The sequence below is a fragment of the Ferdinandcohnia sp. FSL W7-1320 genome (assembly GCF_038050315.1).
In the GTDB taxonomy this organism is placed as follows: domain Bacteria; phylum Bacillota; class Bacilli; order Bacillales; family Bacillaceae_L; genus Ferdinandcohnia; species Ferdinandcohnia aciditolerans.
On the sequence record NZ_JBBPAM010000001.1, the window covers coordinates 48764 to 72678 of the forward strand.

A 23915-nucleotide genomic window follows, 5' to 3' on the forward strand; every position below is an offset into this window, starting at 1 on the left:
TTTTTACATATTGAAAAAGGAGTTTTATCTATGTTAATTGATACACATGCTCATTTAAATGCGATACAGTATCAAGAAGATTTAGAAGAAGTAATTGAAAGAGCACAAAGTGAAGGTGTTGAAATAATTGTAGTTGTTGGGTTTGACCGTGAAACGATTACAAGAGCAATAGAATTAGCGGATACTTATGAGTTTATTTACGCAACAGTTGGGTGGCACCCAGTGGATGCAATTGATATGACAGATGAAGATCTTAAATGGATTGAGGAGCTTTGTTCCCATCCAAAAGTCGTAGCGTTAGGTGAAATGGGTCTTGATTACTATTGGGACAAGTCCCCAAAAGAAATTCAAAAGGAAGTCTTTCGTAAGCAAATTGCACTAGCAAAGAAGGTAAAGCTACCCATTATTATTCATAATCGTGAGGCAACTGCCGACATTATTGAAATCCTAGAAGAAGAGAAAGCAAGTGAGGTCGGCGGCATTATGCACTGTTTTACTGGTAGTGTTGAAGTTGCAAAACAATGTATGGATATGAACTTTTACATTTCATTTGGTGGACCCGTTACCTTTAAAAATGCAAAAAAACCAAAAGAGGTAGCAACTGAAATTCCATTAGATCGTCTACTAATTGAAACGGATTGCCCTTATTTAACACCACATCCTTTTCGAGGAAAACGAAATGAACCAAGCTATGTGAAATATGTAGCAGAGCAAATTGCGGAACTAAAAGGGGTTACTTTTGAGGAAATTGCCCAAATAACATCCGACAATGCGAAGCGATTTTTCGGCATAAAACGATAGCAAATTTTGTCAAAAAATAGGATAGCTTGTCCAACAATAAGTTAATTAGAAAAAGTTCTACATGTCTCCTTTGTCTCATATATATCTTTGTCGACAACTAATTCTTCCTTTTTAAAAATTCTTCTTGCATAATATTTAGTACGGTGAATGAAAAAAGGGGTGGGGTTGACAGAATATAATATCCTTTATATAATCCACTGAGAGAAGGAGGCGTTTTTCATTTGCTTAAAAACATGAAAAAACTGTTTTCCGAGTCAAAGCACAAAAAGAGATTAATAGTCTCGATAAGTAGTTTTATAGTCTTAGTAGGTGCCGGCACAGGTTATGCTACATATGAAACTACAAAGGATACAGTTACACTATCATTAAATGGAAATGAGCAAGTTATAAGGACGCACGCAAACACGGTTGCAGAAGTTCTACAAGATTTAGAGATAGATGTCTCGAAACATGACGAGCTTTCACCTTCAATGGATACGGCAATCAAGGACAATTTGAAAGTGACATGGCAAGAGGCTATTCCGGTTGAGCTTGTAGTTGATAACCAACCACAAAAGGTCTGGACAACAGTCAAAACCGTGGGAGATCTTTTCAAAGACACTAAGGTAGAAATAACAGAACACGATAAAGTCAATCCAAGTATAGATACAAAGTTAAAAGAAGATATGAAGGTGGAAGTTGAAAAAGCATTTCAACTCACTTTAAATGACGGCGGTACAGAATCAAAGGTTTGGTCCACTTCGACTACTGTCGCTGACTTTTTAAAAGGTCAAAATGTTACACTAAATGAATTGGATCGAGTAGAACCAGGAATGGAAGCACAGATTACAGCAAATAGTGTCGTCAATGTCGTACGAGTAGAAAAAGTCACCGATGTAGTGGAAGAATCAGTTGCCTTTGCGGTTGTTAAGAAAAAAGACAACAGCCTTGATAAGGGCAAGCAAAAGGTAGTAAATCCTGGCCAAGATGGTAAGGTTGCAAAACACTACGAAGTCGTTCTTGAAAATGGTAAAGAAGTTTCAAGAGATCTTATCAAAACAGAAACCTTACAAGATAGTAAGGATAAAGTTGTAGCAGTCGGTACACGTGAAATTGTTCAACAGGTTTCCCGTGGTAAAGCTAATGTTTCAAAAGAATTCTATGTTTCATCTACAGCGTATACTGCGTATTGTAGTGGTTGCTCAGGAACAACTGCCACAGGAATTAACCTTCGTTCAAATCCAAATGTCAAGGTTATTGCGGTTGACCCTAGTGTCATTCCTTTAGGTACAAAAGTGTATGTAGAAGGATATGGCTATGCAGTAGCTGCTGACAAGGGAACCGATATTAAAGGTTATAAGATTGATGTCTTTTTCTCGGAAAAATCTCAAGCTTTTCGTTGGGGCCAACGAAAGGTGAAAATTCAAATACTAAATTAACTTGCATTGAACAGAGGAATATTCCTCTGTTTTTTTATGTCCGGTTCCAGTGCCTAGCCCTCTAGGTCACAAGCCAATCCATCAAGAAGGTCAAAGAGCAACCTTCTCGCTGACTTGTCTTGTGCTTGTTGGGGCTGACCAAGGCACTGGAACACTTCTTTTTATGTCTATGTCTTTTTTGTTATAATTATGTAATATTTGTATCTATAATGTTAGACGAAATAAATCGAGAAAGGTTTCAATAAAAATGAAAATAAAAGAAATAATTGTTGTGGAAGGCAAAGATGATACCGTAGCAATCAAAAGAGCGGTTGATGCTGATACAATCGAGACAAACGGTTCAGCTGTTAATCAAGATGTTCTAGAAACCATTAAACACGCTCAACAAGTAAGAGGAGTGATCGTGTTTACAGATCCAGACTACCCAGGGGAGAGAATCCGCAAAATTGTGGCGAATGCTGTTCCTGGATGTAAGCATGCTTTTTTGCCAAAGAAAGAGGCACTTGCGAAGTCAGGTAAAAAGATTGGGGTCGAGCATGCTACCCCAGAAGCGATTAGAAAGGCCTTAGAAGAGGTTAAACAAGAGCGGGAGGACTTTGACTCTGATATCGACTTAGACGCTCTGATAGAGGCAGGATTGATTGGAGGCAGTAAGGCGAAGGAACGAAGAGAAAAGCTAGGCGTCCTTTTGAAAATTGGTTATACTAACGGAAAACAGCTATATAAACGCCTGCAAATGTTCCAAATCACAAAAGTGGCATTTGATGAGGCTGTCGAAAAAGTACTACAGGGGGAAAGGCAAAGTGATTAAAGATATCGCCACACCTATAAGAACAAGAGCAATTTTAGAAAAGCATGGGTTTTCATTTAAGAAAAGCTTAGGACAAAACTTTTTGATTGACACAAATATTCTCCACCGCATAGTCGACCACGCTGAAATTACAGAGGAAACAGGAGCAATCGAAATTGGACCAGGAATTGGAGCATTAACTGAACAGCTTGCTAAGCGAGCAAAAAAAGTGGTCGCATTTGAAATAGATGGTCGACTTTTGCCAATATTAGCAGATACGTTATCTCCATATCCAAATGTTGAGATTATCCATGAGGATGTATTAAAAGCAGATGTGCAGTCTGTCATTCATGAAAAAATGCAGGGAACTAGCGATATTATGGTAGTTGCCAACCTCCCTTATTATGTAACGACGCCTATCATTATGAAGCTTTTAACAGAAAACATCCCATTAAGAGGCATTGTTGTAATGCTGCAAAAAGAAGTAGCAGATCGGATTTCAGCTGTACCCGGTACAAAGGATTATAACTCATTATCAATTGCCATCCAGTATTATACCACCGCTGAAACTGTCATGACGGTACCAAGAACCGTGTTTGTTCCACAACCCAATGTAGACTCTGCCGTGATTCGTTTAATCAAAAGGAAGGAACCTGCAGTAAAGGTTGAAAATGAACCCTTCTTTTTTGATGTGGTTCGTGCTTCATTTGGACAAAGAAGAAAGACAATCTTAAATAATTTAACCTCAAATCTTCCAAACGGGAAGGCTTTAAAAGAAGTAATTGAAGGGTGTTTAGCCACTTCAAATATCGATCCAAAACGTCGCGGAGAAACATTATCAATCGAAGAATTCGGGCACTTGAGTAATGAATTGTATAAGAACTTAGACAAAGGGCCTACTGAATAGTTAACGTATTCCGATTCAAGGAGCAAAACAGTAAACTACAATACATTTCTAGCGTGAATTCACATACGAATTCACGCTTTAACTTTTTTGAGAACAACAGTTGCTGCTGAAGTACGGCAAAACCTTTTAATTAAATGGAGTTACTTGACTTTGGACACACCTGCGCAGATCATGCCTAGCGTCGTCCGAAGATGACTAAACTTCGGACACGCTCGCGAAGAAATTACCTTGTGCAGTCCGAAGATAGCAAAACTTCAGACTCACTTGTGCAAAAATTGCCTAGCGTTGTCCGAAGATACCTCAACTTCAGACAAAGCCCAGCAGAAATTACTTAGCGTAGTCCGAAGATACCAAAACTTCGGACACACATGAGCAAAAATTGCCTAGCGTTGTCCGAAGATGCCTCAACTTCAGACACACTCTTGTGGAAATTGCCTGGCGTTGTCCGAAGATACCTCAACTTCGGACGCACCTCAGCAGAAGTTACCTTGAGCTGTCCGAAGTTACCAAAACTTCGGACACACCTCAGCAGAAATTGTCTAGCGTTGTCCGAAGATACCTCAACTTCGGACACATTTGCGCAGCTTATGCCCTCTGTTGTCCGAAGATGTCTAAAATTCAGACACACCCTTGTGGAAATTGCCTAGCGTTGTCCGAAGATACCTCAACTTCGGACACAGCCCAGCAGAAATTACCTAGCGCAGTCCGAAGATACCTCAACTTCAGACGCACCTCAGCAGAAGTTACCTTGAGCTGTCCGAAGATGCCTCAACTTCAGCCACAGCCCAGCCGAAATTGCCTAGCGTAGTCCGAAGATACCTCAACTTCAGACACAGCCCAGCAGAAATTGCCTTGGGCAGTCCGAAGATGCCTCAACTTCAGACACAGCCCAGCAGAAATTACTTTGTGCAGTCCGAAGTTACCTAAACTTCGGACACACTTGCGCAGCTTATGCCCTCTGTTGTCCGAAGATACCCAAACATCGACCACACCCCAACAGAAATGGCCTTCCATTGTCAGCAATACTTTATTACCTGGTAGTTTTTTGATTAAAATTTATTTGACATTAATCAAATGCGGGCGGATATGATAATTAAACTGTTAGTAATTCAAAATGGAATACGTTACTTAATAGTAAGCCCTTTGTCTTTTTTAGGTTGTTCCACTTTCTTTCCTCTCACCACTTTTGCCTATTCTGCATAGGCTAACCAGTAGGTATCTCATAAGCGCAAATTACCTCGAAGTTGGAGTGGTTGAGGATGGAAATAAAAGTTGGTGATATTGTTGCAAGGAAATCATATCACTTTGACCTTTTGTTTAAAGTAACAGAAATTGCACATGATCAAACAGTTTATTTATATGGTGAAGATGTAAGGTTGATTGCAGATGCTCCATACGATGATTTAGTTCTAGTCGATGAGAACGAAAGACAGAAGAGACAGCGGACTGATCGAGAAAAAGTGGATCATTCCTATCGCCTTTTTCGACAAGATTATCAGTTAATTAGGCAAAAAAATGAATATCTTGCTACAGGTGGTTATTCAAGTGATACAGAGTTTTTTCAAATTCCAGGAAGAGTCCTGCATATTGATGGTGACCCCAATTACTTAAAAAAGTGCCTAGCGTTATATGAGAAGATAGGTGTTCCTGTATATGGAGTACATTGTCATGAAAAGGAAATGCCAGATAAGATTGATGAGTTACTTGATAAATATAGACCTGACATACTTGTGATAACTGGGCATGATGCATTTTCAAAGTCGAAGGGAAAGGTTACTGAACTAAAGGCATATCGGCATTCTCGCCATTTTGCTCAAACGGTTCGACAGGCAAGAAAACGAGTTCCGCATTTAGATCAACTTGTTATTTTTGCAGGTGCATGCCAGTCCCACTTCGAGTCTTTGATAAGAGCGGGTGCAAATTATGCAAGTTCACCTTCAAGAGTCAATATTCATGCGCTAGACCCTGTATATATCGTTGCAAAGATTTGTTTTACACCATTTGATGAAAGAATTAATGTATGGGATGTCCTACGAAATACATTAACAGGAGAAAAGGGCCTTGGAGGGATTGAAACGAAGGGTGTATTACGCACGGGTATGCCTTACCAAAAATTAGTGGATGAAGAAGAAGGGGATCTCTAACGTGTTACGCTAGAGATTCTCTTTGGTATTTTATTACATATATAACGATTGAAAAATATGTCGATGAAAGAAATCTTGATTTTTATACATATTAGCTACACTTTTGAACATACTATCGGTTGTGCACTAAGAAAAATGTAGGAAAATATATATTGACAAGTATTTTGTATCATTGTTATAATTTTAGTTTTGTTTGACGTTTTAAGATTTATTTGGTATACTTAAAATAGTGAGGTGGAGTGAAATGGGAAAAACTTTGCTTGATATCAAAAGGTCTTTAGATACAAATTTAGGCAAGAGGCTTACTTTAAAGGCGAACGGTGGTCGTAGAAAGACAATCGAGCGCTCGGGAGTACTCGCTGAAACGTACCCCTCTGTATTTGTAATTGAACTAGACCAGGACGAGAACTCGTTTGAGCGAGTATCATACAGCTATGCTGATATCCTTACAGAAACCGTTCAATTAACATTCTTTGATGAGACATCTGGGAACATTGCTATAAGTGGGCAGTAGACATTGTGTTTGCTGCTTTTTATTTTGTTTAAAAACGTGGTACTTTTTTAATGTCTAGCTTTAGGCGCCATTGGCTCTTTGGTCTAAGCAAATTGCTATTGAAGGTAAAGTACACCTTCTGTTAGAGATTTGCTTATGCTTGTTGCCGAAGTGCGGGCGCCTTTTTGCTTTTCTAAAAAAAGAGCCACGTTTTTTGTTTAAAAAAGAATTAATAGGATAAATTGTTACTATAATTATCCCTTGTTTTTCTAATACTAAGGTTGTCGTAGCTAGAAAGGGGTTGTAGTTATTGGGAAGACGTAGAGGAATTATGTCGGAAACCTTTAAAGAGGAGTTAGCAAAAGAACTTGGTTTTTATGACACTGTAAAAAATGAAGGTTGGGGTGCAATTCGTTCACGTGATGCCGGTAATATGGTAAAACGGGCAATTGAAATTGGGCAACAACAGCTTGCTAATAAGGGGAAAAACCAGTAAAACAGTTTCTTGAACTACGACGCCGGAGCAGATTCGCTTCGGCTTTCTTTATATAAGAATAAGGTCATTATGAACGATTTACATAAAAAACCGTGCAGACAGCACGACATCACTGTTTTACGTTGTTTACTTTATGGTACAATGTCAATATTGAATTTTACGTTTAAAGCAGGTGTTTTCATGAAATTATTAGTTAAGGCCCCGGCAAAGATCAATTTAGCGCTCGATGTATTACATAAGCGCCAGGATGGTTATCATGAGGTGCGGATGATCATGACTACTATCGATCTATCGGACAGGCTTGAATTATCCGATTATGAGGGGGATGAAATTAAGGTCGTTTCCCATAATCGTTTTGTACCGGATGACAGCCGTAACCTAGCTTATCAGGCTGCAAGCTTACTGAAAAAGCGATACGGAGTAAAAAAGGGCGTCGTTATTTCGATTACAAAATCAATACCAGTGGCTGCAGGGCTCGCTGGTGGAAGCAGTGATGCAGCCGCAACGTTAAGGGGACTAAATAAATTTTGGAACCTTGGTCTGAGTTTAGACGAACTAGCATCGATTGGAGCTGAAATTGGCTCAGATGTGTCCTTTTGTGTTTATGGTGGGACTGCCCTTGCGACTGGCAGAGGTGAAATTATAACCGAATTACCTGCACCCCCACATTGTTGGATCATATTAGCAAAACCAACAATAGGGGTCTCAACAGCAGATGTCTATCGGAACCTTTCAATTGATCAAATCAATCATCCAGACGTGGATGGGATGATTCGAGCAATTGAAATGAAGGACTTTGGCGGGATTTGTGATCGTGTCGGAAATGTATTAGAGGATGTAACTCTTAAGCTCCATCCGGAAGTAGCAAACATAAAGGAGCAAATGAAACGGTTCGGTGCGGATGCAGTATTAATGAGTGGAAGTGGACCTACTGTTTTTGGACTTGTTCAAAGAGAATCTAGAATGCAGCGGATTTATAATGGATTGCGTGGCTTTTGTGACCAGGTTTATGCAGTTAGATTGCTTGGTGAGCGAAATAAGGTTGAATAAAAACGTATATTAATGGTATATTATCTATAAAATATTCGGTTTTTGGAGGCAGCCATGAAATTTAGACGGAGTAGTAGACTTGTTGATATGACAAATCACTTGCTTTTACATCCACAGCACCTTGTTTCTCTCTCTTATTTTGCTGAAAAATATGATTCTGCTAAATCCTCAATTAGTGAAGATCTAGCTATTATCAAGCAAACGTTTGAGCAGCAAGGAATTGGAACATTAATTACAGTAGCAGGAGCTGCTGGAGGAGTAAAATTTATTCCAATGGTCGGGGAAGATGAAGCGAGTGAGGTTGTTGAGGAACTTTGTAAGGTAATAGCAAATCCAGATAGGCTTCTTCCGGGTGGTTATTTGTATCTTACTGATATACTAGGAGACCCGAGAATTGTTAATAAAATCGGGAAAATCTTTGCTTCTATTTATTCCAATCATGAGATTGATATTGTTATGACTGTTGCAACAAAGGGGATACCATTGGCATATGCAGTTGCATCATATCTAGACGTTCCCGTTGTCATTGTAAGACATGACAATCGAGTGACTGAAGGCTCTACTGTAAGTATTAATTACGTATCCGGATCTACAAAGCGGATACAGACAATGGTACTAGCTAAGCGGAGTTTGAAGGAAGGAGCAAATGTCCTAATTATCGACGACTTTATGAAAGCTGGCGGAACTGTAAATGGAATGGTTAGTATCCTTGAAGAGTTCAATGCAAACGTTAAAGGGATCGGTGTCCTAGTTGAATCTGAAGGTGTAGAAGAAAGACTAGTGGATGAGTACATATCCTTAGTAAAACTTACAGATGTTGATGTGAAAGAAAAACAAATTAAAGTTGCTGTTGGAAATTATGAATCATACTTACGACAAGTAGAAATTGAAGATGAGATGGGGGAAGAAGAATGAGGCAGGTACAAACGAATCAAGCACCCGCTGCAATTGGACCATATTCACAAGGAATCATTGTCAATAATATGTTTTTTAGTTCTGGGCAAATTCCTCTAACACCAACTGGTGAACTTGTTAGTGGAGGAATTAAAGAACAAACGGTACAGGTTTTTAAGAATCTGCAAGCTGTTTTAGCTGAAGCGGGCGCATCTCTTGAAACAGTTGTTAAAGCTACTGTATTTATTAAAAATATGGATGACTTTGCAGAACTAAATGAAATTTATGGGGAATTCTTTGCCGGGCATAAACCAGCCCGCTCTACTGTTGAAGTGGCAAGACTTCCTAAAGATGTTTTAGTAGAAATTGAGGTAATCGCACTCGTAAAATAATAGCGTTATTCACTAACATTCTGTTCATTCACAAAAAAGTATGAATCTTTTTAAAAAAATATTTGATATTTAGCAGGAGATTCCGATTTTTCGTTGAATATGAATAACTAAGTTTTTATATAGTCAAAAAGGTGGTGAACAGAATGGAAGTGACAGACGTTAGATTACGCCGCGTTAATACTGAAGGTAGAATGAGAGCGATTGCATCAATTACGTTAGACCATGAATTTGTTGTACATGACATTCGTGTAATCGATGGAAACAATGGTTTATTTGTTGCAATGCCAAGTAAACGTACTCCAGATGGTGAGTTTCGCGATATCGCTCATCCAATTAACTCAAGTACTCGTGGAAAGATTCAAGATGCTGTACTAGCTGAGTATCACCGTTTAGGTGAAGTAGAGGTTGAGTTTGAAGAAGCGGGCGCATCATAAAATAAAAAATTATTACATCAAAGAGCCTACATATACATAGGCTCTTTTTCTTTCCCTCCTTATCCCCAATAAACTTTTTCCAGTTAAAAAAACATGTACTTTCGTTAGTTTTCTTGAAAATGGTCTCTTTTTAAGATATATTCGAAATGGATAAAAAGGTTTAACATTTTGCAATTGAGGTTTGCATAATGCTAAAGCCTCTGGCGGAGATATGCGATTTCAAAGAAAAATTTTCAGGCGTGCTCGAAAATTTTGGTCGCAATTTCACCGAGGCGAATTTGATTAGGTTAATTGGAGGCCTGAACATGACAAAAAGATACGGCGTAATTTTGGCCGCTGGGCAAGGAACACGTATGAAGTCTAAGCTTTACAAGGTACTGCATCCTGTATGTGGAAAACCAATGGTACAGCATGTAGTAGATCAACTTTCAACATTATCCTTACAAAAACTCGTGACAATAGTTGGACACGGAGCAGAAACTGTAAAAGCACAAATTGGAGATAAAAGCGAATATGCCCTTCAAGCTGAGCAATTAGGCACAGCGCACGCTGTTATGCAGGCAACAGACCACTTAGCAAATGAAAAGGGAGTAACATTAGTCGTTTGTGGAGATACTCCGCTTATAACAGCAGAAACGATGGAGGCGTTATTAAAACAGCATGAAGATGCTGGCGCTAAGGCAACAATCCTAACAGCTGTGGCTTCGGAGCCAACAGGTTATGGGAGAATTGTCCGTAATGCAGAAGGACATGTGGAGCGTATCGTAGAACATAAAGATGCAACAGATGAAGAACGAACAATTACCGAAATCAATACGGGTACATATTGTTTCGATAACGAAGCACTATTTGAAGCGCTTTCAAATGTATCCAATGACAATGTACAGGGCGAATATTATCTTCCAGATGTCATTGAAATTCTGAAAAGTAAGGGCGAAATTGTATCTGCATTCCAAACAGCATCATTCGAGGAGACACTTGGAGTGAATGATCGTTATGCCTTATCTCAGGCAGAAACGTTAATGAAACAAAGAATCAATAAACAGCACATGATGAATGGTGTTACCATCATCGATCCGGATAATACGTACATTTCATCAGATGCCAAAATCGGTTCAGACACTGTTTTACATCCCGGTACTATGATTATTGGCGATGTTGAAATTGGTTCGGATTGTGAGATTGGTCCAAATTCAGAAATAAAGAATTGTAAGATTGGTGATCGTACTGTGATCCGACATTCAGTTGCACATGATAGTAGTATTGGAAATGATGTAGCAATCGGACCGTTTGCGCATATCCGTCCAGCATCTCAAATTAGTGACAAAGTAAAAGTTGGAAACTTTGTTGAGCTAAAAAAGGCTGTTTTTGGTGAAGGAAGTAAAGCATCTCACTTAAGCTATATTGGAGATGCGGAGGTTGGCACAAATGTAAATATTGGTTGCGGCTCTATCACTGTCAACTATGACGGAAAAAATAAATTCTTAACAAAAATCGAAGACAATGCATTTATTGGATGTAATTCAAATTTAGTGGCTCCAGTGACAGTTGGCGAAGGAGCATACGTTGCGGCTGGCTCAACAATAACAAGTGAAGTCCCTAGCAACGCACTTTCAATAGCTAGAGCTCGCCAAGTTAATAAAGAAAATTATGTAGAGATCTTAAATCAAAAGAAAAATTCCTAATGGAGGTCAGTAAGATCATGCCTAATGAATACCGTGACTCAAGTTTAAAGGTATTTTCGTTGAATTCGAATGCACCTTTGGCTGAAGAAATTGCTAAGTCAATTGGTGTTGAGCTTGGGAAGTGCTCTGTAACACGTTTTAGCGATGGAGAAATTCAAATTAACATTGAAGAAAGTATTCGTGGATGCGATGTTTTTGTTATTCAATCAACGAGTGCTCCTGTAAATGAACATATCATGGAAGTATTAATTATGATTGATGCACTTAGACGTGCTTCCGCAAAGACTATAAATATTGTCATGCCTTATTACGGGTATGCAAGACAAGACCGAAAAGCACGTGCACGTGAGCCAATTACAGCAAAGTTAATTGCAAATCTGTTAGAAACAGCAGGTGCAGATCGTGTAATTACGTTAGATCTTCATGCACCGCAAATCCAAGGCTTTTTTGATATCTTGATTGACCACCTAATGGGCGTGCCAATTCTTTCTGATTATTTCAAAGCCAAGAATCTTGAAGATATTGTTATTGTATCTCCAGATCATGGTGGGGTTACACGTACACGTAAAATGGCGGATCGTTTAAAGGCTCCTATCGCGATTATAGATAAGCGTCGCCCAAGGCCAAATGTGGCAGAAGTGATGAATATTGTTGGTAACATTGAGGGGAAAACGGCAATATTGATTGATGATATTATTGACACAGCAGGGACAATTACGTTAGCTGCAAATGCACTTGTCGAGAATGGTGCTTCTGAAGTATATGCATGTTGTACACACCCTGTATTATCAGGACCAGCAATTGAACGTATTCAAAATTCAAAAATCAAAGAATTGATTGTAACCAATACGATTCTATTGCCAGAAGAGAAACAAATCAGTAAGATCAAGCAGCTTTCTGTAGCTCCACTAATCGGTGAAGCAATCGTACGTGTTCACGAGCAACAATCAGTAAGCACATTATTTGATTAAGAAAGCTTCCTTTCTTTTTAAAAAGAAGGTTTACTTCATCATCTTTAGGGGAAATTTAGTAATATGACTAAATCTTCCAAGGATGGTGTATAGAATGTCTGTAGTTTTAGAAGCGACAGAACGAGTAAAGGATAAAAATTCTACATTAACAAAGATTAGACAAGCGGGAAACATCCCGGCAGTCTTAAATGGGCCGAATCAAAGTCAACCCATTTACGTAAATAGTGCAGACTTTTTAAAAACGATTCGCACCACTGGTCGTAATGGAATTATCAAACTTGCAATTCAAAATAACCAGCATTCTGTTATGCTACAAGAAGTTCAAACAGACCCAATTAAAAGTGAAATCATTCATGCAGATTTCCAAATCGTAAACATGTCAACAGAAGTTACCGTTGACGTGAATATTAATTTAGTTGGGGAAGCGTCTGGAGTGAAGGATGGCGGAGTGCTTCAGCAGTCCATCCATTCAGTGTCCATTTCTGCACTTCCAACAGATATTCCGCAAACAATTGATGTGGATGTGTCAAACGTAGAGGTTGGCGATGTTGTTACGTTAGAGGACATTGATACAAAAGGTAAATTTACAATTAACCAAGATACTTCACAGGTCGTGGCTTCTGTTCTTGCACCACGACAGGAAGAAGAGATTAGCACAGGAGAAGAACAAGAACCTGGCGAACCTGAAAACCTAGAGGGTAGAGAAACTAACGAATCTGAAGAAGGCTAAAGAAAAAGGTTGGACGTGACCAAAACGGTTACGTCCTTTTGCGACATCCAGTTCCAGGCGCCATCAGCTCGAGGTCATAAGACAATCACATCTGAAGGTAAAAGGCACCTTCTGCCAGCGCTTGTCTTATGCTTGTCGCCGATAGATGGGCGCCTTTTACTTTTGAATTAACAAGGTGGGGGAAAAAATGAAGTTGATAGTAGGGTTGGGAAATCCCGGTAGGCAATACGAGGAGACAAGACATAACGTTGGGTTTAAGGTTATTGATGAGCTTTCTAATCAATTACATATACCGCTGGATAAGGCAAAATTCAACGGAGTATTTGGTCAAGGCATGGTGAATGGGGAGAAGGTTATTCTTTTAAAGCCTCTCACATATATGAATTTATCGGGAGAAAGTATCAGGCCACTCATGGATTATTATGATATTCTAGTTGAAGATATACTTGTTGTATATGACGAGCTTGACTTACCAGTAGGAAAAATTAGGTTGCGCGAAAAAGGAAGTGCAGGGGGCCATAATGGAATGAAATCCATTATTCAGCACCTGAGCACTCAGGAATTTAAGCGTATTCGAATTGGAATCAATCGCCCTACAAACGGCATGAAGATAGCTGATTATGTCTTAGGTCGTTTTCCAGCTGAGGATTTGCAGGATATTCAAGATGCAATCCAAAAGTCCGCTGAAGCTGCAGAAAAATGGGTGTCAACATCATTTTTACAAGTAATGAACGAATTTAATGCAAAGTAGTGTAGTATGATAAGGTAAGAGGCAGTGAATAAAGAATCCCAACGCGGTTTATACTAGAAAGTGTAAACTATGGTCGTATCCGTAAAAAGGAGGATTCTTATGTCACTACACTACCATTGTCGACATTGTGGTGTGAAGGTTGGAAGTATTGATAACCTATCCCTACATAGTGAGAGTCTTGGATTTCATCAATTAACTGACCAAGAACGACAAGAGATGATATCTTACCAATCAAATGGCGACATTCATGTAAAAACAATATGTGAAGATTGTCAGGAAGCGTTGCAACGGAATCCTGATTTTCATCAATATGAATCATTTATTCAATAAGAGGAAAAGCTTTGGCCTTCGCAACCAAAGCGTTTTTCTATTTATGTAAAAAGGCGCGAAGCTCCATTTTACGAGATTCACATCCAATGAATGAATCTATTTAAGCACGAGTTACTACTATACACGTAAAAACTTCGAGAGGGGGTTTCCGAGTTGCTTAAGGGACTACAACAATATGTTGGGAATAATGATGAGTTAAAATCAATTATAAATGGAATTGAAGGAGGCTTGCGTGAGCAATTAATAGCCGGTATATCTGGTTCAGCTCGAACTGTGTTTGCGGCAGCTCTCTATAGACAAACAAATCGACCGATATTGGTCGTTACCCATAATTTGTTTCAGGCACAGAAAATTTATGAGGATTTAAACGGTCTTTTAGAAGAAGACGAGGTTTTTCTATATCCTGTGAATGAATTAATTGCATCAGAAATAGGAATTGCAAGCCCCGAGTTAAAAGGCCAGCGTATTGAGGCTCTAAATTATTGGAGTCATCAATCAAAGGGTGTCATAGTTGCTCCAATAGCAGGTTTAAAGAGACTCCTTCCACCTAAGAAACTATGGAATGAAAGTCAGCTGACATTTACGGTTGGACATGATATAGAAGTGGAGTCTATTTTAGAAAAACTGGTTGAGATGGGATATGAACGTGTGTCAATGGTATCAGCACCCGGGGAATACAGCGTAAGAGGTGGAATTCTCGATATCTATCCCTTAACAGAAGAAAATCCTGTACGTATTGAGTTATTTGATACAGAGGTAGATTCCATTCGCACATTCTCACTAGAGGATCAACGATCACAGGCGAAAATTGACTCAATCACTATTGGACCTGCTACCGAAATTTTATTAACACCTAAGCACTTAGATAAAGGCGTACATGCATTAGAAGAAGGACTAGCAAAAAGCCTTAAAAAGGTTAAAGATGAGAAAGCAAAAAAACTGTTATTAGAGAACATTTCCTACGAACTTGAACAGATGAGAAGTGGTCAAATTTTGCAGAAAATGTTCAAATATCTATCTCTTGTCTATGATACGCCTGCTAGTTTACTAGACTATTTACCTGCAAATGGTCTCGTACTTTTAGATGAAATTAGTAGAGTTCAGGAGATGGCTGATAGTCTTGATAAAGAAGAAGCTGAGTGGGTAACAAGTCTTTTATCGCAAGGGGAGATTATTCATAACATTACCTTGTCTCACCAATTTACAAAGCTTATACATCAGTCAACTAATCCTTTGGTTTATCTATCTCTTTTTCTAAGGCATGTACCACATACAAGCCCACAGAACATTTTAAATATGTCCTGCAAACAGATGCAAAACTTCCATGGCCAGATGCATGTCCTTAAAGCAGAATTGGAACGATGGCAGAAGGGTAAATATACAGTTATTTTCCTTGGTTCAAATGAGGACCGAGTGAAAAAGCTGGAACAGGTCCTGTCAGATTATGAAATCGATGTACTTACAAGTAAGAGTGATGGAGATATTTTACTAGGAAAAGCACAAATCTTGCTTGGGGATTTACAAGACGGCTTTGAATTACCGTTGCAACGAATCGCAGTTATCACTGAGGAAGAGCTTTTTAAGAAGAAAATGCAAAAAACAAAACGAAAGCAAAAGCTTTCAAATGCCGAGCGGATAAAAAGCTATTCAGAATTACAGGTTGGCGACCATGTTGTTCATGTAAATCATGGTATCGGAAAGTATTTAGGCATTGAAACCTTAGAGATTAATGGAATCCACAAGGATTATTTGCATATTCGCTATCAAGGTGATGACAAACTCTATGTACCTGTTGACCAAATTGAACAGGTGCAAAAATATGTAGCTTCAGAAGGTAAAGATCCGAAGATTTACAAATTAGGTGGAACTGATTGGAAACGTGTAAAGAAAAAGGTTGAATCCTCTGTTCAGGATATAGCAGATGACTTAATAAAGTTGTATGCCGAGCGAGAGGCAAGTAAGGGATATGCATTTTCTCCTGATGGAGAAATGCAAAGAGAATTTGAGGCGTCATTCCCATATCAAGAAACAGAAGATCAGTTAAGATCGATTCAGGAAATTAAGAAGGATATGGAACGTGAACGTCCGATGGACCGCCTTCTCTGTGGAGATGTGGGTTATGGAAAGACGGAGGTTGCCATTCGCGCTGCATTCAAGGCTATTATGGATGGAAAACAGGTTGCTTTTTTAGTTCCGACCACAATCTTGGCACAACAGCACTACGAAACAATCCGCGAAAGGTTCCAGGACTTCCCTATAACAATTGGCCAATTGAGTCGATTCCGTTCAAAGAAACAACAAACGGAAGTAACAAAAGGGCTAAAGGTTGGGACAGTTGACATCGTTGTCGGAACACATCGCCTATTGTCTAAAGATATTACGTATAAAGACCTTGGGCTATTAATTATCGATGAAGAACAACGTTTTGGTGTTACACACAAGGAAAAAATCAAAAAGTTAAAAGCGAATATTGATGTGCTTACTTTAACGGCAACACCAATCCCGAGAACGCTTCACATGTCCATGCTTGGAGTCCGTGATTTGTCCGTTATCGAAACGCCACCTGAGAATCGTTTTCCTGTTCAAACATATGTTGTGGAATACAATGGTGAACTTATAAGGGAAGCGATTGAACGGGAAATGGCAAGGGATGGTCAAGTTTACTTCTTATATAATCGGGTTGAGGATATTGAGCGTAAGGCGGAAGAAATCTCGATGCTAGTTCCTGATGCAAGGATTGCATATGCTCATGGAAGAATGACTGAGAACGAACTCGAAGCAGTGATATTAAATTTCCTTGACGGTCAATATGATGTTTTAGTAACAACAACCATTATCGAAACAGGTGTTGATATTCCAAATGTGAACACATTGATTGTTCAGGATGCAGACCGGATGGGACTCTCGCAACTTTATCAGCTAAGAGGGCGTGTTGGGCGTTCGAATCGTGTTGCCTATGCTTACTTTACATACCGAAAGGATAAGGTGTTGAACGAAGTTGCAGAAAAGCGATTACAAGCGATTAAAGAATTTACAGAGCTTGGTTCAGGCTTCAAAATTGCAATGAGAGACCTTTCTATTCGTGGTGCAGGTAATATTTTGGGAGCGCAGCAGCACGGATTTATTGATTCAGTTGGATTTGACCTTTATTCACAAATGTTGAAAGAGGCAATTGAGGAACGTAAAGGTGATACAACTACTGTAAAACCAGCTAATGTGGAAATTGATGTTGAGGTAGATGCGTATATCCCGGATGCGTACATTTCTGATGGCCGCCAAAAAATAGATATGTATAAGCGATTTAGAGGCATCACGGAGATGGAGGATGTCGAAGAATTGCAAGAGGAAATGATTGACCGATTTGGTGAATATCCAGAACAGGTAGAATACCTATTTAAGATTGCCAGAATAAAGGTATTTGCTTTGGAAGAGCAGGTTATTTCCATAAAACAAGCTAAGCAGGAAATTACCATTCTGCTCTCAGAAGAGGCAAGCAGTCAAATTGATGGCGGGAAGATTTTTAAATTAGGAAATACATTTGGCCGTATGATTAGCCTTGGAATGGAAGGCAGTAAATTAAAGATTGTTATCCAAACAAAGGGAATTGAGGCTAACCAATGGCTAGGCATTATTCATGATATGGTCAAAGGATTACAAGATGTCAAAAAGGAAAATGTGAATGCAGTTTAATTCAGGTGACATAGATGAAATTCTAACGAATAGAACCAAAGTCTGAGTTGCCTATAGTTCTTGTGTATGGTTATTTTTTCCTCTATCGAAAAATCACATTCATCGTGAATAGAACTCTGTTGGTGTAAGATACTAAACTCAACAACAAATGGTGATTTATTCAAATCTATACAAATTGTACATCAATCACCACTATTCTTTAATCATCAGATGAAAGTGAGGCATCATAAGAATGAAGGCAACTGGTATTGTTCGTCGAATTGATGATTTAGGTCGAGTAGTTATCCCGAAAGAGATCCGTAGAACGCTACGTATTAGAGAGGGAGACCCATTAGAGATTTTTGTTGATCGTGATGGAGAGGTCATTTTAAAGAAATATTCTCCGATTAGTGAACTAAGCGATTTTGCAAAGGAGTATGCGGAAGCACTTTTTGATAGCTTAGGACACCAAGTACTTATTTGTGACCGTGATGCATTTATTGCGGTTGCAGGAGGCTCCAAGAAAGAATACTTAAATAAAAACATAAGCGAACTCATTGAAAAGTCGATGGAAGACAGAACTTCTATTTTAGAAACAGAAGAGCGCCAAGTATCCATCGTTGAGGGTGCTGACGAAACAATCTCATCTTATACGATTGGTCCGATTATTGCAAATGGAGACCCAATTGGTGCTGTTGTCATATTATCAAAAGAAAAAGCACTCGGAGAAGTAGAACAAAAAGCCGTCGAAACGGCAGCCGGGTTCCTTGCGAGACAAATGGAACAGTAATAAAAAACGAATGTTTGATCCATGGAAAAGGTAGCTAATATAGCTGCCTTTTCTTCCGTTAAGGGTAATGTCTGGGGAAGTATGTTATAATACACTGGAAATTATTTAACTTTATTCAGTCGGACTGAATAAAGTTTATGCTCCGGCGGATGCCACAGATTTTTAAATGAAACTTTTCGAGCATAAGATCAAAGACTAAATGCGCCACTTCCTGTGGCAACGTCTTTGTGACCCACCTCGTGTGGGCCTAAAAATCTGGGCGCAAATACGCCAAGGCGCATTTGATTAGGAAGGAGATGGGCGATGAGCGTCCAATCCGAAGAGAGATCAAAGCGAGTTTGGGAAGGTGCTTTCATTCTTACCATAGCCGGTTTGATCACCAAGATACTTAGTGCTGGTTACCGTATCCCGTATCAAAATATCGCAGGGGATATTGGCTTTTATATTTATCAACAGGCATATCCGATCTACGGGATTGTCCTTGTTTTTTCTACATATGGATTTCCAGTGATTATATCAAAGCTTCTAGCGGAAAAATTAGAACAAGATGATGAAGTCTCTGTCATAAAAATACTATATATCACTCTATTTACGTTATTAGGATTGGGAGTACTATTATTTAGTTTTTTATACTGGGGTGCTGAAGTCGTTGCAGGTTGGATGGGTGACAAAAAACTCACACCACTAATAAAAGTGATTTCATTTTCATTTTTACTCTTGCCTTTTATCTCTGTCTTTCGTGGCTTTTTTCAAGGTCATAAAAATATGATACCAACCGCAGTTTCACAAGTAACTGAACAATCAATTCGTGTCGTAACGATTTTGTTCATGTCATTTCTACTTTTGGATTATGGGTATGGAGCATATGTGGCTGGAGCGGGAGCGATATTTGGTTCGATAACTGGAGGCTTTGCAGCTCTTTCAGTTCTCTTGTTTTACTTACTTAAAAGAAAAAAGAGCCATCAGATGAGACCTTTTTCAAACGCTTCGATAAAAACGATAGAAATTATCAAAATCCTTTTCACACAGGGGATGACAATTTGCATTAGTGCTTTGTTACTGATTCTTTTTCAGTTGGTTGATTCTTTCACTGTATACTCTTTTTTGATTTCAGGGGGAGTAGAGGAGGAAGCAGCAAAACAAGCAAAAGGAATTTATGACCGCGGACAACCACTCCTTCAGCTTGGAACTGTGGTAGCAACATCATTAGCATTATCGCTTGTCCCATTAATTGCAAGTGCAAAGGCTAGAAACGACCTAGCTTTTATTGAAGCAAAGGTTGATTTTACATTTCGTCTAAGTATAGTTGTTGGAGTTGGGGCTTCAGTAGGTCTTGCATGTGTCCTTGAACCCACAAATATCATGTTATTTCGTAATGACCTGGGAACAAACATACTCACGATTATCGGTTTATCTATTTTATTTACAACATTATCCCAATCGATTACGGCTATTTTACAAGGGCTGGGCCATCCATTCTTACCGGCAATCGTGGTCATTATTGGAATGTTAGTAAAATGGATTTTCAACCTGTTATTAATTCCAGGATACGGAACAGTTGGAGCAGCTGTTGCAACCTTCATTGCCTTTGGAGGGACATCTGTCCTACATATGTCGATTATTAAAAGAAAACTCCCCGGTGCCTTACAAAATTGGTCCTTTCTTTATCGTGTCTTATTTGCAATGATTGCCATGGGGCTAGTTATTTTTTGCTATCGATGGAGTTTGCATAAGGTGTTTCCAATAGGCGGGGAAAGTCGCATGTTTGCTAGCTTCGAGGCATTAACCTCTGTAATTATTGGAGGAGTAACCTATCTGTTTTTTATTATAAGAGGGAGTGTATTTTCAGAAGAAGAACTTTCGGAAGTCCCGATTGGATCCAAAGGAACCTTCCTTATTAGGCTAATTAAAGGGTCGTGATTAAAAAGGAGGATGAAGAGGACTGCGTCGACAAAAACGCCACGTCCTCATGTCTTGTCGACACTAGCACGTCCTGTGCGTCGAAATTTCAAGGCGACGCGAGCTCCCGAGGACCGGAGCGTATGCAGTAAATACGTGAGGACCGGAGAAGCAAGACAACGCAGAAATTCGATGTGTCATATTCACCGCACTTTTTAACATCTACTTAAAGGAGGAAAGAGAGCATGATATCAGTTATTGGCCTAGGTGCTGGAGACCTATCACAGCTTCCATTAGGCATTTATCGTAAACTTTCGGCTGCTGAACATTTGTATCTTCGAACGAAGGAGCATCCTGTTATAAAGGAATTAGAAGCTGAGGGAATTAGGTATCACTCCTTTGACGACATTTATGAAAAACATGAGCAATTCGAGGATGTATATGATGAAATAGTCGACATACTAAGGAATGAAGCGAAAACAAAGGAAATTGTTTATGCTGTGCCCGGGCACCCGATGGTAGCAGAGAAGACGACTCAGCTTTTACTTGAGGATCAAAATCTTCAAGTAAAAATTGAGGGGGGCCAAAGCTTTATCGATCCTTTATTGGCTTCATTAAGAATTGATCCAATTGAAGGTTTTCAATTCATTGATGCTTTGTCTTTTGAAAAAGATGAATTACAGCTATCACAGCATATTATTATTTGTCAGGTCTATGATCAATACATAGCTTCAAATGTTAAATTAACACTAATGGAGCAATTACCTGATGAATATGAAGTTTATATTGTAACAGCAGCGGGTAGTAAGGACGAAAAAATCACTAAAGTCCCTCTATATGAATTGGATCGAGGAGTAGAGGTGAACAATCTGACAAGCGTTTATGTCCCTCCAGTTCAAGAAGTAGAATCTCTCTATCATGATTTCCGGACTTTCAGAAGAATTATTGCTGCATTACGAGGTCCTGGGGGATGCCCGTGGGATCAAAAACAAACTCATCAATCGTTAAAGAAATATTTACTAGAAGAGGTTTACGAGGTACTTGATGCAATTGATTGTGAAGATGATGATCATTTAGCAGAGGAACTAGGAGATGTACTTCTCCAAGTGGCACTGCATGCCCAAATTGGTGAGGATGAAGGCATGTTTTCAATTGATGATGTCATTCGTGGAATTTCCGAAAAGATGATTAGAAGGCATCCACATGTATTTGGTGATGTAACGGCAGAAACTGCAGATGAAGTTGTGACAAACTGGGAGCAAATCAAACAATTGGAAAAAGGTAGTAATAAGGAAGAAAAGTCCATCTTTGATGAGATCACAAAGGGATTGCCTGGATTAATGAAAGCTGTCGAATATCAAAAAAAGGCAGCGAAGGTAGGGTTTGATTGGGATGCTGTTGAACCAATGTGGGACAAGGTTTTTGAAGAAATAAAAGAATACAAGGTAGCAGTAGAAGAAAAACAAAAAGGAGATGCCATTCAAGAATTCGGAGATATCCTTTTTGCTTTAGCTAATATAGCAAGATTTTATAAATTTGATCCAGAAGAAGCAATTGCCATGACAAATCAAAAGTTCGTAAGACGTTTTCAATTTATAGAAACAGAACTAAGAAAACAAGGGCTAAAGATAGAAGAACAAACCCTTGAAGAACTTGATGCAATCTGGGAAAAAGCAAAACAAGCAGGACTGTAACTTTATTTAGCAGAAGTTACATTCTAGTATGGAACCAATGTTAATAAAGTTACAAAATTTTGGGAACGTCAAATAATGACTAAATAAATTTATAAGCCTCCGGCGGATGCCATGATTTTTCAAAGGAAGTTTTTCGAGCAGTAAGATTAAAGACTAAAAACGCCATGTCCTGTGGCAACGTCTTTATGAACCACTTCCTGTGGGCCTAAAAATCAGGCGCAAATACGCCAAGGCGCATTTGATTAGAGGAAAGAGGTGAAATCATGCGTTTGGATAAATTCTTAAAAGTTTCTCGACTAATCAAACGACGCACGTTAGCAAAAGAGGTTGCAGACCAAGGCAGAATCCTCATTAATGGAATAGCTGCAAAGGCAAGTAGCAATGTGAAAATAGGTGATGAGTTAACAATCCGTTTTGGTCAGAAAATAGTAACTGTGAAAATCGAAGATCTACAAGAAACAACAAAAAAAGAAGATGCAAATAAGCTTTATTCCATCGTGAAAGAGGAAAAAGTAGAAGCGTAAACATTTGATAATCTACCTAAGGCTTGTTCTAAACTCACCCACATTCTCATACATTTTACTATTAAACAAGTGGTTATTTTGATCACTTAAGTATGAATGTGGGGGTTAGAAGATGAACCAATACTACGATGGAACGCCGCCTAATAAAGGAACTGTGCAAGAACATGATGTGATTATGAGAAGTCGTAAGCTTCTTGACATAACAGGTGTAAAGCAAGTGGAAAGCTTTGATAATGAAGAATTTTTACTTGAGACTGTTATGGGTTTCCTAGCAATTCGTGGCCAAAACCTGCAAATGAAGAATCTAGATGTGGAAAAAGGTATTGTATCAATCAAAGGAAGAGTCTATGACATTAGTTATTTGGACGATCATTCGACGGAGAAGGCTAAAGGATTCTTTGGCAAGTTATTTAGATGACCCTGTCAACCCAGTTCTATACATTGCTTGCAATGATTTGTATGGGAGGTTGGCTAGGGGCCTCTCTTGATACGTACCAACGTTTTTTAAATCGTTCAAGACGAAAGTATTTCTTTGTTTTTATCAATGACATTTTATTTTGGATTGTACAAGGCCTATTGTTCTTTTATACACTTTTACTAGTAAATGAGGGTGAACTGCGATTTTATGTGTTTATTGCGATATTATGTGGATTTGCAGCTTATCAAAGTTTAATAAAGTCATTTTATGTTAAGGCACTAGAACACATCATACAAGCCTTCATACGTCTTTATGAGTTCTTACTCCGTATGGGCGAATTCCTTATCATTCGACCAATTAAAATGTTGTATCAACTCATTATCGTGATTCTGCTGGGTATCTTGAATATTTTACTCGTTCTCGGGAAAATTCTTCTAAAAACCTGTTGGATATTAATCAAAATCTGTTTTGCACCAATCAAGTGGATTGGAATTATCATCTGGAGGCTGATGCCGTCGGCCGTTACGAAAAATGTAGAAAAGATTTTTTGGAAATGTGCAGGATTTTTAAAAAAGGTAGAGAATATCAAACCTATACTGATAAAATGGTGGAAGAAGATTAGGAAACAATAGGAG

General features: G+C 38.8%; 23 protein-coding genes. All 23 read left to right on the plus strand.

Going from position 1 to position 23915, the window contains the following annotated elements:
- Positions 1-30 precede the first annotated feature (30 nt).
- The 23 genes from NST91_RS00235 (at position 31) to yabQ (ending at position 23912) form a co-directional block, all read left to right on the plus strand.
- A complete protein-coding gene (locus tag NST91_RS00235) occupies positions 31-801 on the plus strand; it encodes a TatD family hydrolase (RefSeq protein ID WP_341329571.1) in 771 nt (256 codons plus the stop codon).
- 221 nt (positions 802-1022) lie between these two features.
- Positions 1023-2219 carry a resuscitation-promoting factor gene (locus NST91_RS00240; protein ID WP_341329572.1) on the plus strand — a complete coding sequence of 399 codons (1197 nt, stop codon included), beginning with the start codon at positions 1023-1025 and terminating at the stop codon, positions 2217-2219.
- Positions 2220-2466: 247 nt separating this feature from the next.
- The gene (gene rnmV / locus NST91_RS00245) at positions 2467-3030 is read left to right on the plus strand and encodes a ribonuclease M5 (RefSeq protein ID WP_341329573.1); all 564 of its coding nucleotides are present in this window, start codon (positions 2467-2469) and stop codon (positions 3028-3030) included.
- On the plus strand, positions 2984-3916 hold the full coding sequence (gene rsmA / locus NST91_RS00250) for a 16S rRNA (adenine(1518)-N(6)/adenine(1519)-N(6))-dimethyltransferase RsmA (RefSeq protein WP_440273524.1): 933 nt from the start codon (positions 2984-2986) through the stop codon (positions 3914-3916). Before rnmV ends, rsmA begins: the two co-directional genes overlap by 47 nt.
- A gap of 1259 nt (positions 3917-5175) precedes the next feature.
- Positions 5176-6060, plus strand: a complete 885-nt coding sequence (gene yabG, locus NST91_RS00255; RefSeq protein ID WP_341329575.1) for a sporulation peptidase YabG — start codon at positions 5176-5178, stop codon at positions 6058-6060.
- 244 nt (positions 6061-6304) lie between these two features.
- Positions 6305-6574, plus strand: a complete 270-nt coding sequence (gene veg, locus NST91_RS00260; RefSeq protein ID WP_077620147.1) for a biofilm formation stimulator Veg — start codon at positions 6305-6307, stop codon at positions 6572-6574.
- Between the two features lie 289 nt (positions 6575-6863).
- Positions 6864-7049: a small, acid-soluble spore protein, alpha/beta type gene (locus NST91_RS00265; RefSeq protein ID WP_121449310.1), complete on the plus strand. Its 186-nt coding sequence runs from the start codon at positions 6864-6866 to the stop codon at positions 7047-7049.
- A gap of 180 nt (positions 7050-7229) precedes the next feature.
- On the plus strand, positions 7230-8099 hold the full coding sequence (gene ispE / locus NST91_RS00270) for a 4-(cytidine 5'-diphospho)-2-C-methyl-D-erythritol kinase (RefSeq protein ID WP_121449309.1): 870 nt from the start codon (positions 7230-7232) through the stop codon (positions 8097-8099).
- 54 nt (positions 8100-8153) lie between these two features.
- Complete coding sequence (gene purR, locus NST91_RS00275) at positions 8154-9014, plus strand: pur operon repressor (RefSeq protein WP_121449308.1); 861 nt, start codon at positions 8154-8156, stop codon at positions 9012-9014.
- On the plus strand, positions 9011-9385 hold the full coding sequence (locus tag NST91_RS00280) for a Rid family detoxifying hydrolase (protein ID WP_121449307.1): 375 nt from the start codon (positions 9011-9013) through the stop codon (positions 9383-9385). The genes purR and NST91_RS00280 overlap by 4 nt, the downstream gene beginning before the upstream one ends.
- Positions 9386-9528: 143 nt before the next feature.
- On the plus strand, positions 9529-9819 hold the full coding sequence (spoVG, locus tag NST91_RS00285) for a septation regulator SpoVG (protein WP_010285377.1): 291 nt from the start codon (positions 9529-9531) through the stop codon (positions 9817-9819).
- A 305-nt stretch (positions 9820-10124) separates the two neighbouring features.
- Positions 10125-11504, plus strand: a complete 1380-nt coding sequence (glmU, locus tag NST91_RS00290; RefSeq protein WP_341329576.1) for a bifunctional UDP-N-acetylglucosamine diphosphorylase/glucosamine-1-phosphate N-acetyltransferase GlmU — start codon at positions 10125-10127, stop codon at positions 11502-11504.
- A 17-nt stretch (positions 11505-11521) separates the two neighbouring features.
- Positions 11522-12475 (plus strand): ribose-phosphate diphosphokinase, encoded by a 954-nt coding sequence (locus tag NST91_RS00295; protein WP_341329577.1) that lies wholly within the window; start codon positions 11522-11524, stop codon positions 12473-12475.
- Between the two features lie 94 nt (positions 12476-12569).
- Positions 12570-13205 (plus strand): 50S ribosomal protein L25/general stress protein Ctc, encoded by a 636-nt coding sequence (locus NST91_RS00300; RefSeq protein ID WP_341329578.1) that lies wholly within the window; start codon positions 12570-12572, stop codon positions 13203-13205.
- Positions 13206-13392: 187 nt separating this feature from the next.
- A complete protein-coding gene (gene pth, locus NST91_RS00305) occupies positions 13393-13956 on the plus strand; it encodes an aminoacyl-tRNA hydrolase (protein ID WP_341329579.1) in 564 nt (187 codons plus the stop codon).
- Positions 13957-14055: 99 nt separating this feature from the next.
- Entirely contained in the window at positions 14056-14286 is a 231-nt protein-coding gene (gene fin, locus NST91_RS00310) for an anti-sigma-F factor Fin (protein WP_121449302.1), read from the plus strand.
- Positions 14287-14439: 153 nt separating this feature from the next.
- The gene (mfd, locus tag NST91_RS00315; RefSeq protein WP_341329580.1) at positions 14440-17976 is read left to right on the plus strand and encodes a transcription-repair coupling factor; all 3537 of its coding nucleotides are present in this window, start codon (positions 14440-14442) and stop codon (positions 17974-17976) included.
- A 232-nt stretch (positions 17977-18208) separates the two neighbouring features.
- A complete protein-coding gene (spoVT, locus tag NST91_RS00320) occupies positions 18209-18745 on the plus strand; it encodes a stage V sporulation protein T (protein WP_099353514.1) in 537 nt (178 codons plus the stop codon).
- A gap of 303 nt (positions 18746-19048) precedes the next feature.
- Complete coding sequence (locus NST91_RS00325; protein WP_341329581.1) at positions 19049-20665, plus strand: putative polysaccharide biosynthesis protein; 1617 nt, start codon at positions 19049-19051, stop codon at positions 20663-20665.
- Between the two features lie 224 nt (positions 20666-20889).
- Positions 20890-22338 carry a bifunctional methyltransferase/pyrophosphohydrolase YabN gene (gene yabN, locus NST91_RS00330; protein WP_341329582.1) on the plus strand — a complete coding sequence of 483 codons (1449 nt, stop codon included), beginning with the start codon at positions 20890-20892 and terminating at the stop codon, positions 22336-22338.
- A 263-nt stretch (positions 22339-22601) separates the two neighbouring features.
- Complete coding sequence (locus NST91_RS00335; protein WP_121449298.1) at positions 22602-22862, plus strand: S4 domain-containing protein; 261 nt, start codon at positions 22602-22604, stop codon at positions 22860-22862.
- A 112-nt stretch (positions 22863-22974) separates the two neighbouring features.
- Positions 22975-23280 (plus strand): sporulation protein YabP, encoded by a 306-nt coding sequence (gene yabP / locus NST91_RS00340; protein ID WP_341329583.1) that lies wholly within the window; start codon positions 22975-22977, stop codon positions 23278-23280.
- A complete protein-coding gene (gene yabQ / locus NST91_RS00345; protein WP_341329584.1) occupies positions 23277-23912 on the plus strand; it encodes a spore cortex biosynthesis protein YabQ in 636 nt (211 codons plus the stop codon). Before yabP ends, yabQ begins: the two co-directional genes overlap by 4 nt.
- Positions 23913-23915 lie beyond the last annotated feature (3 nt).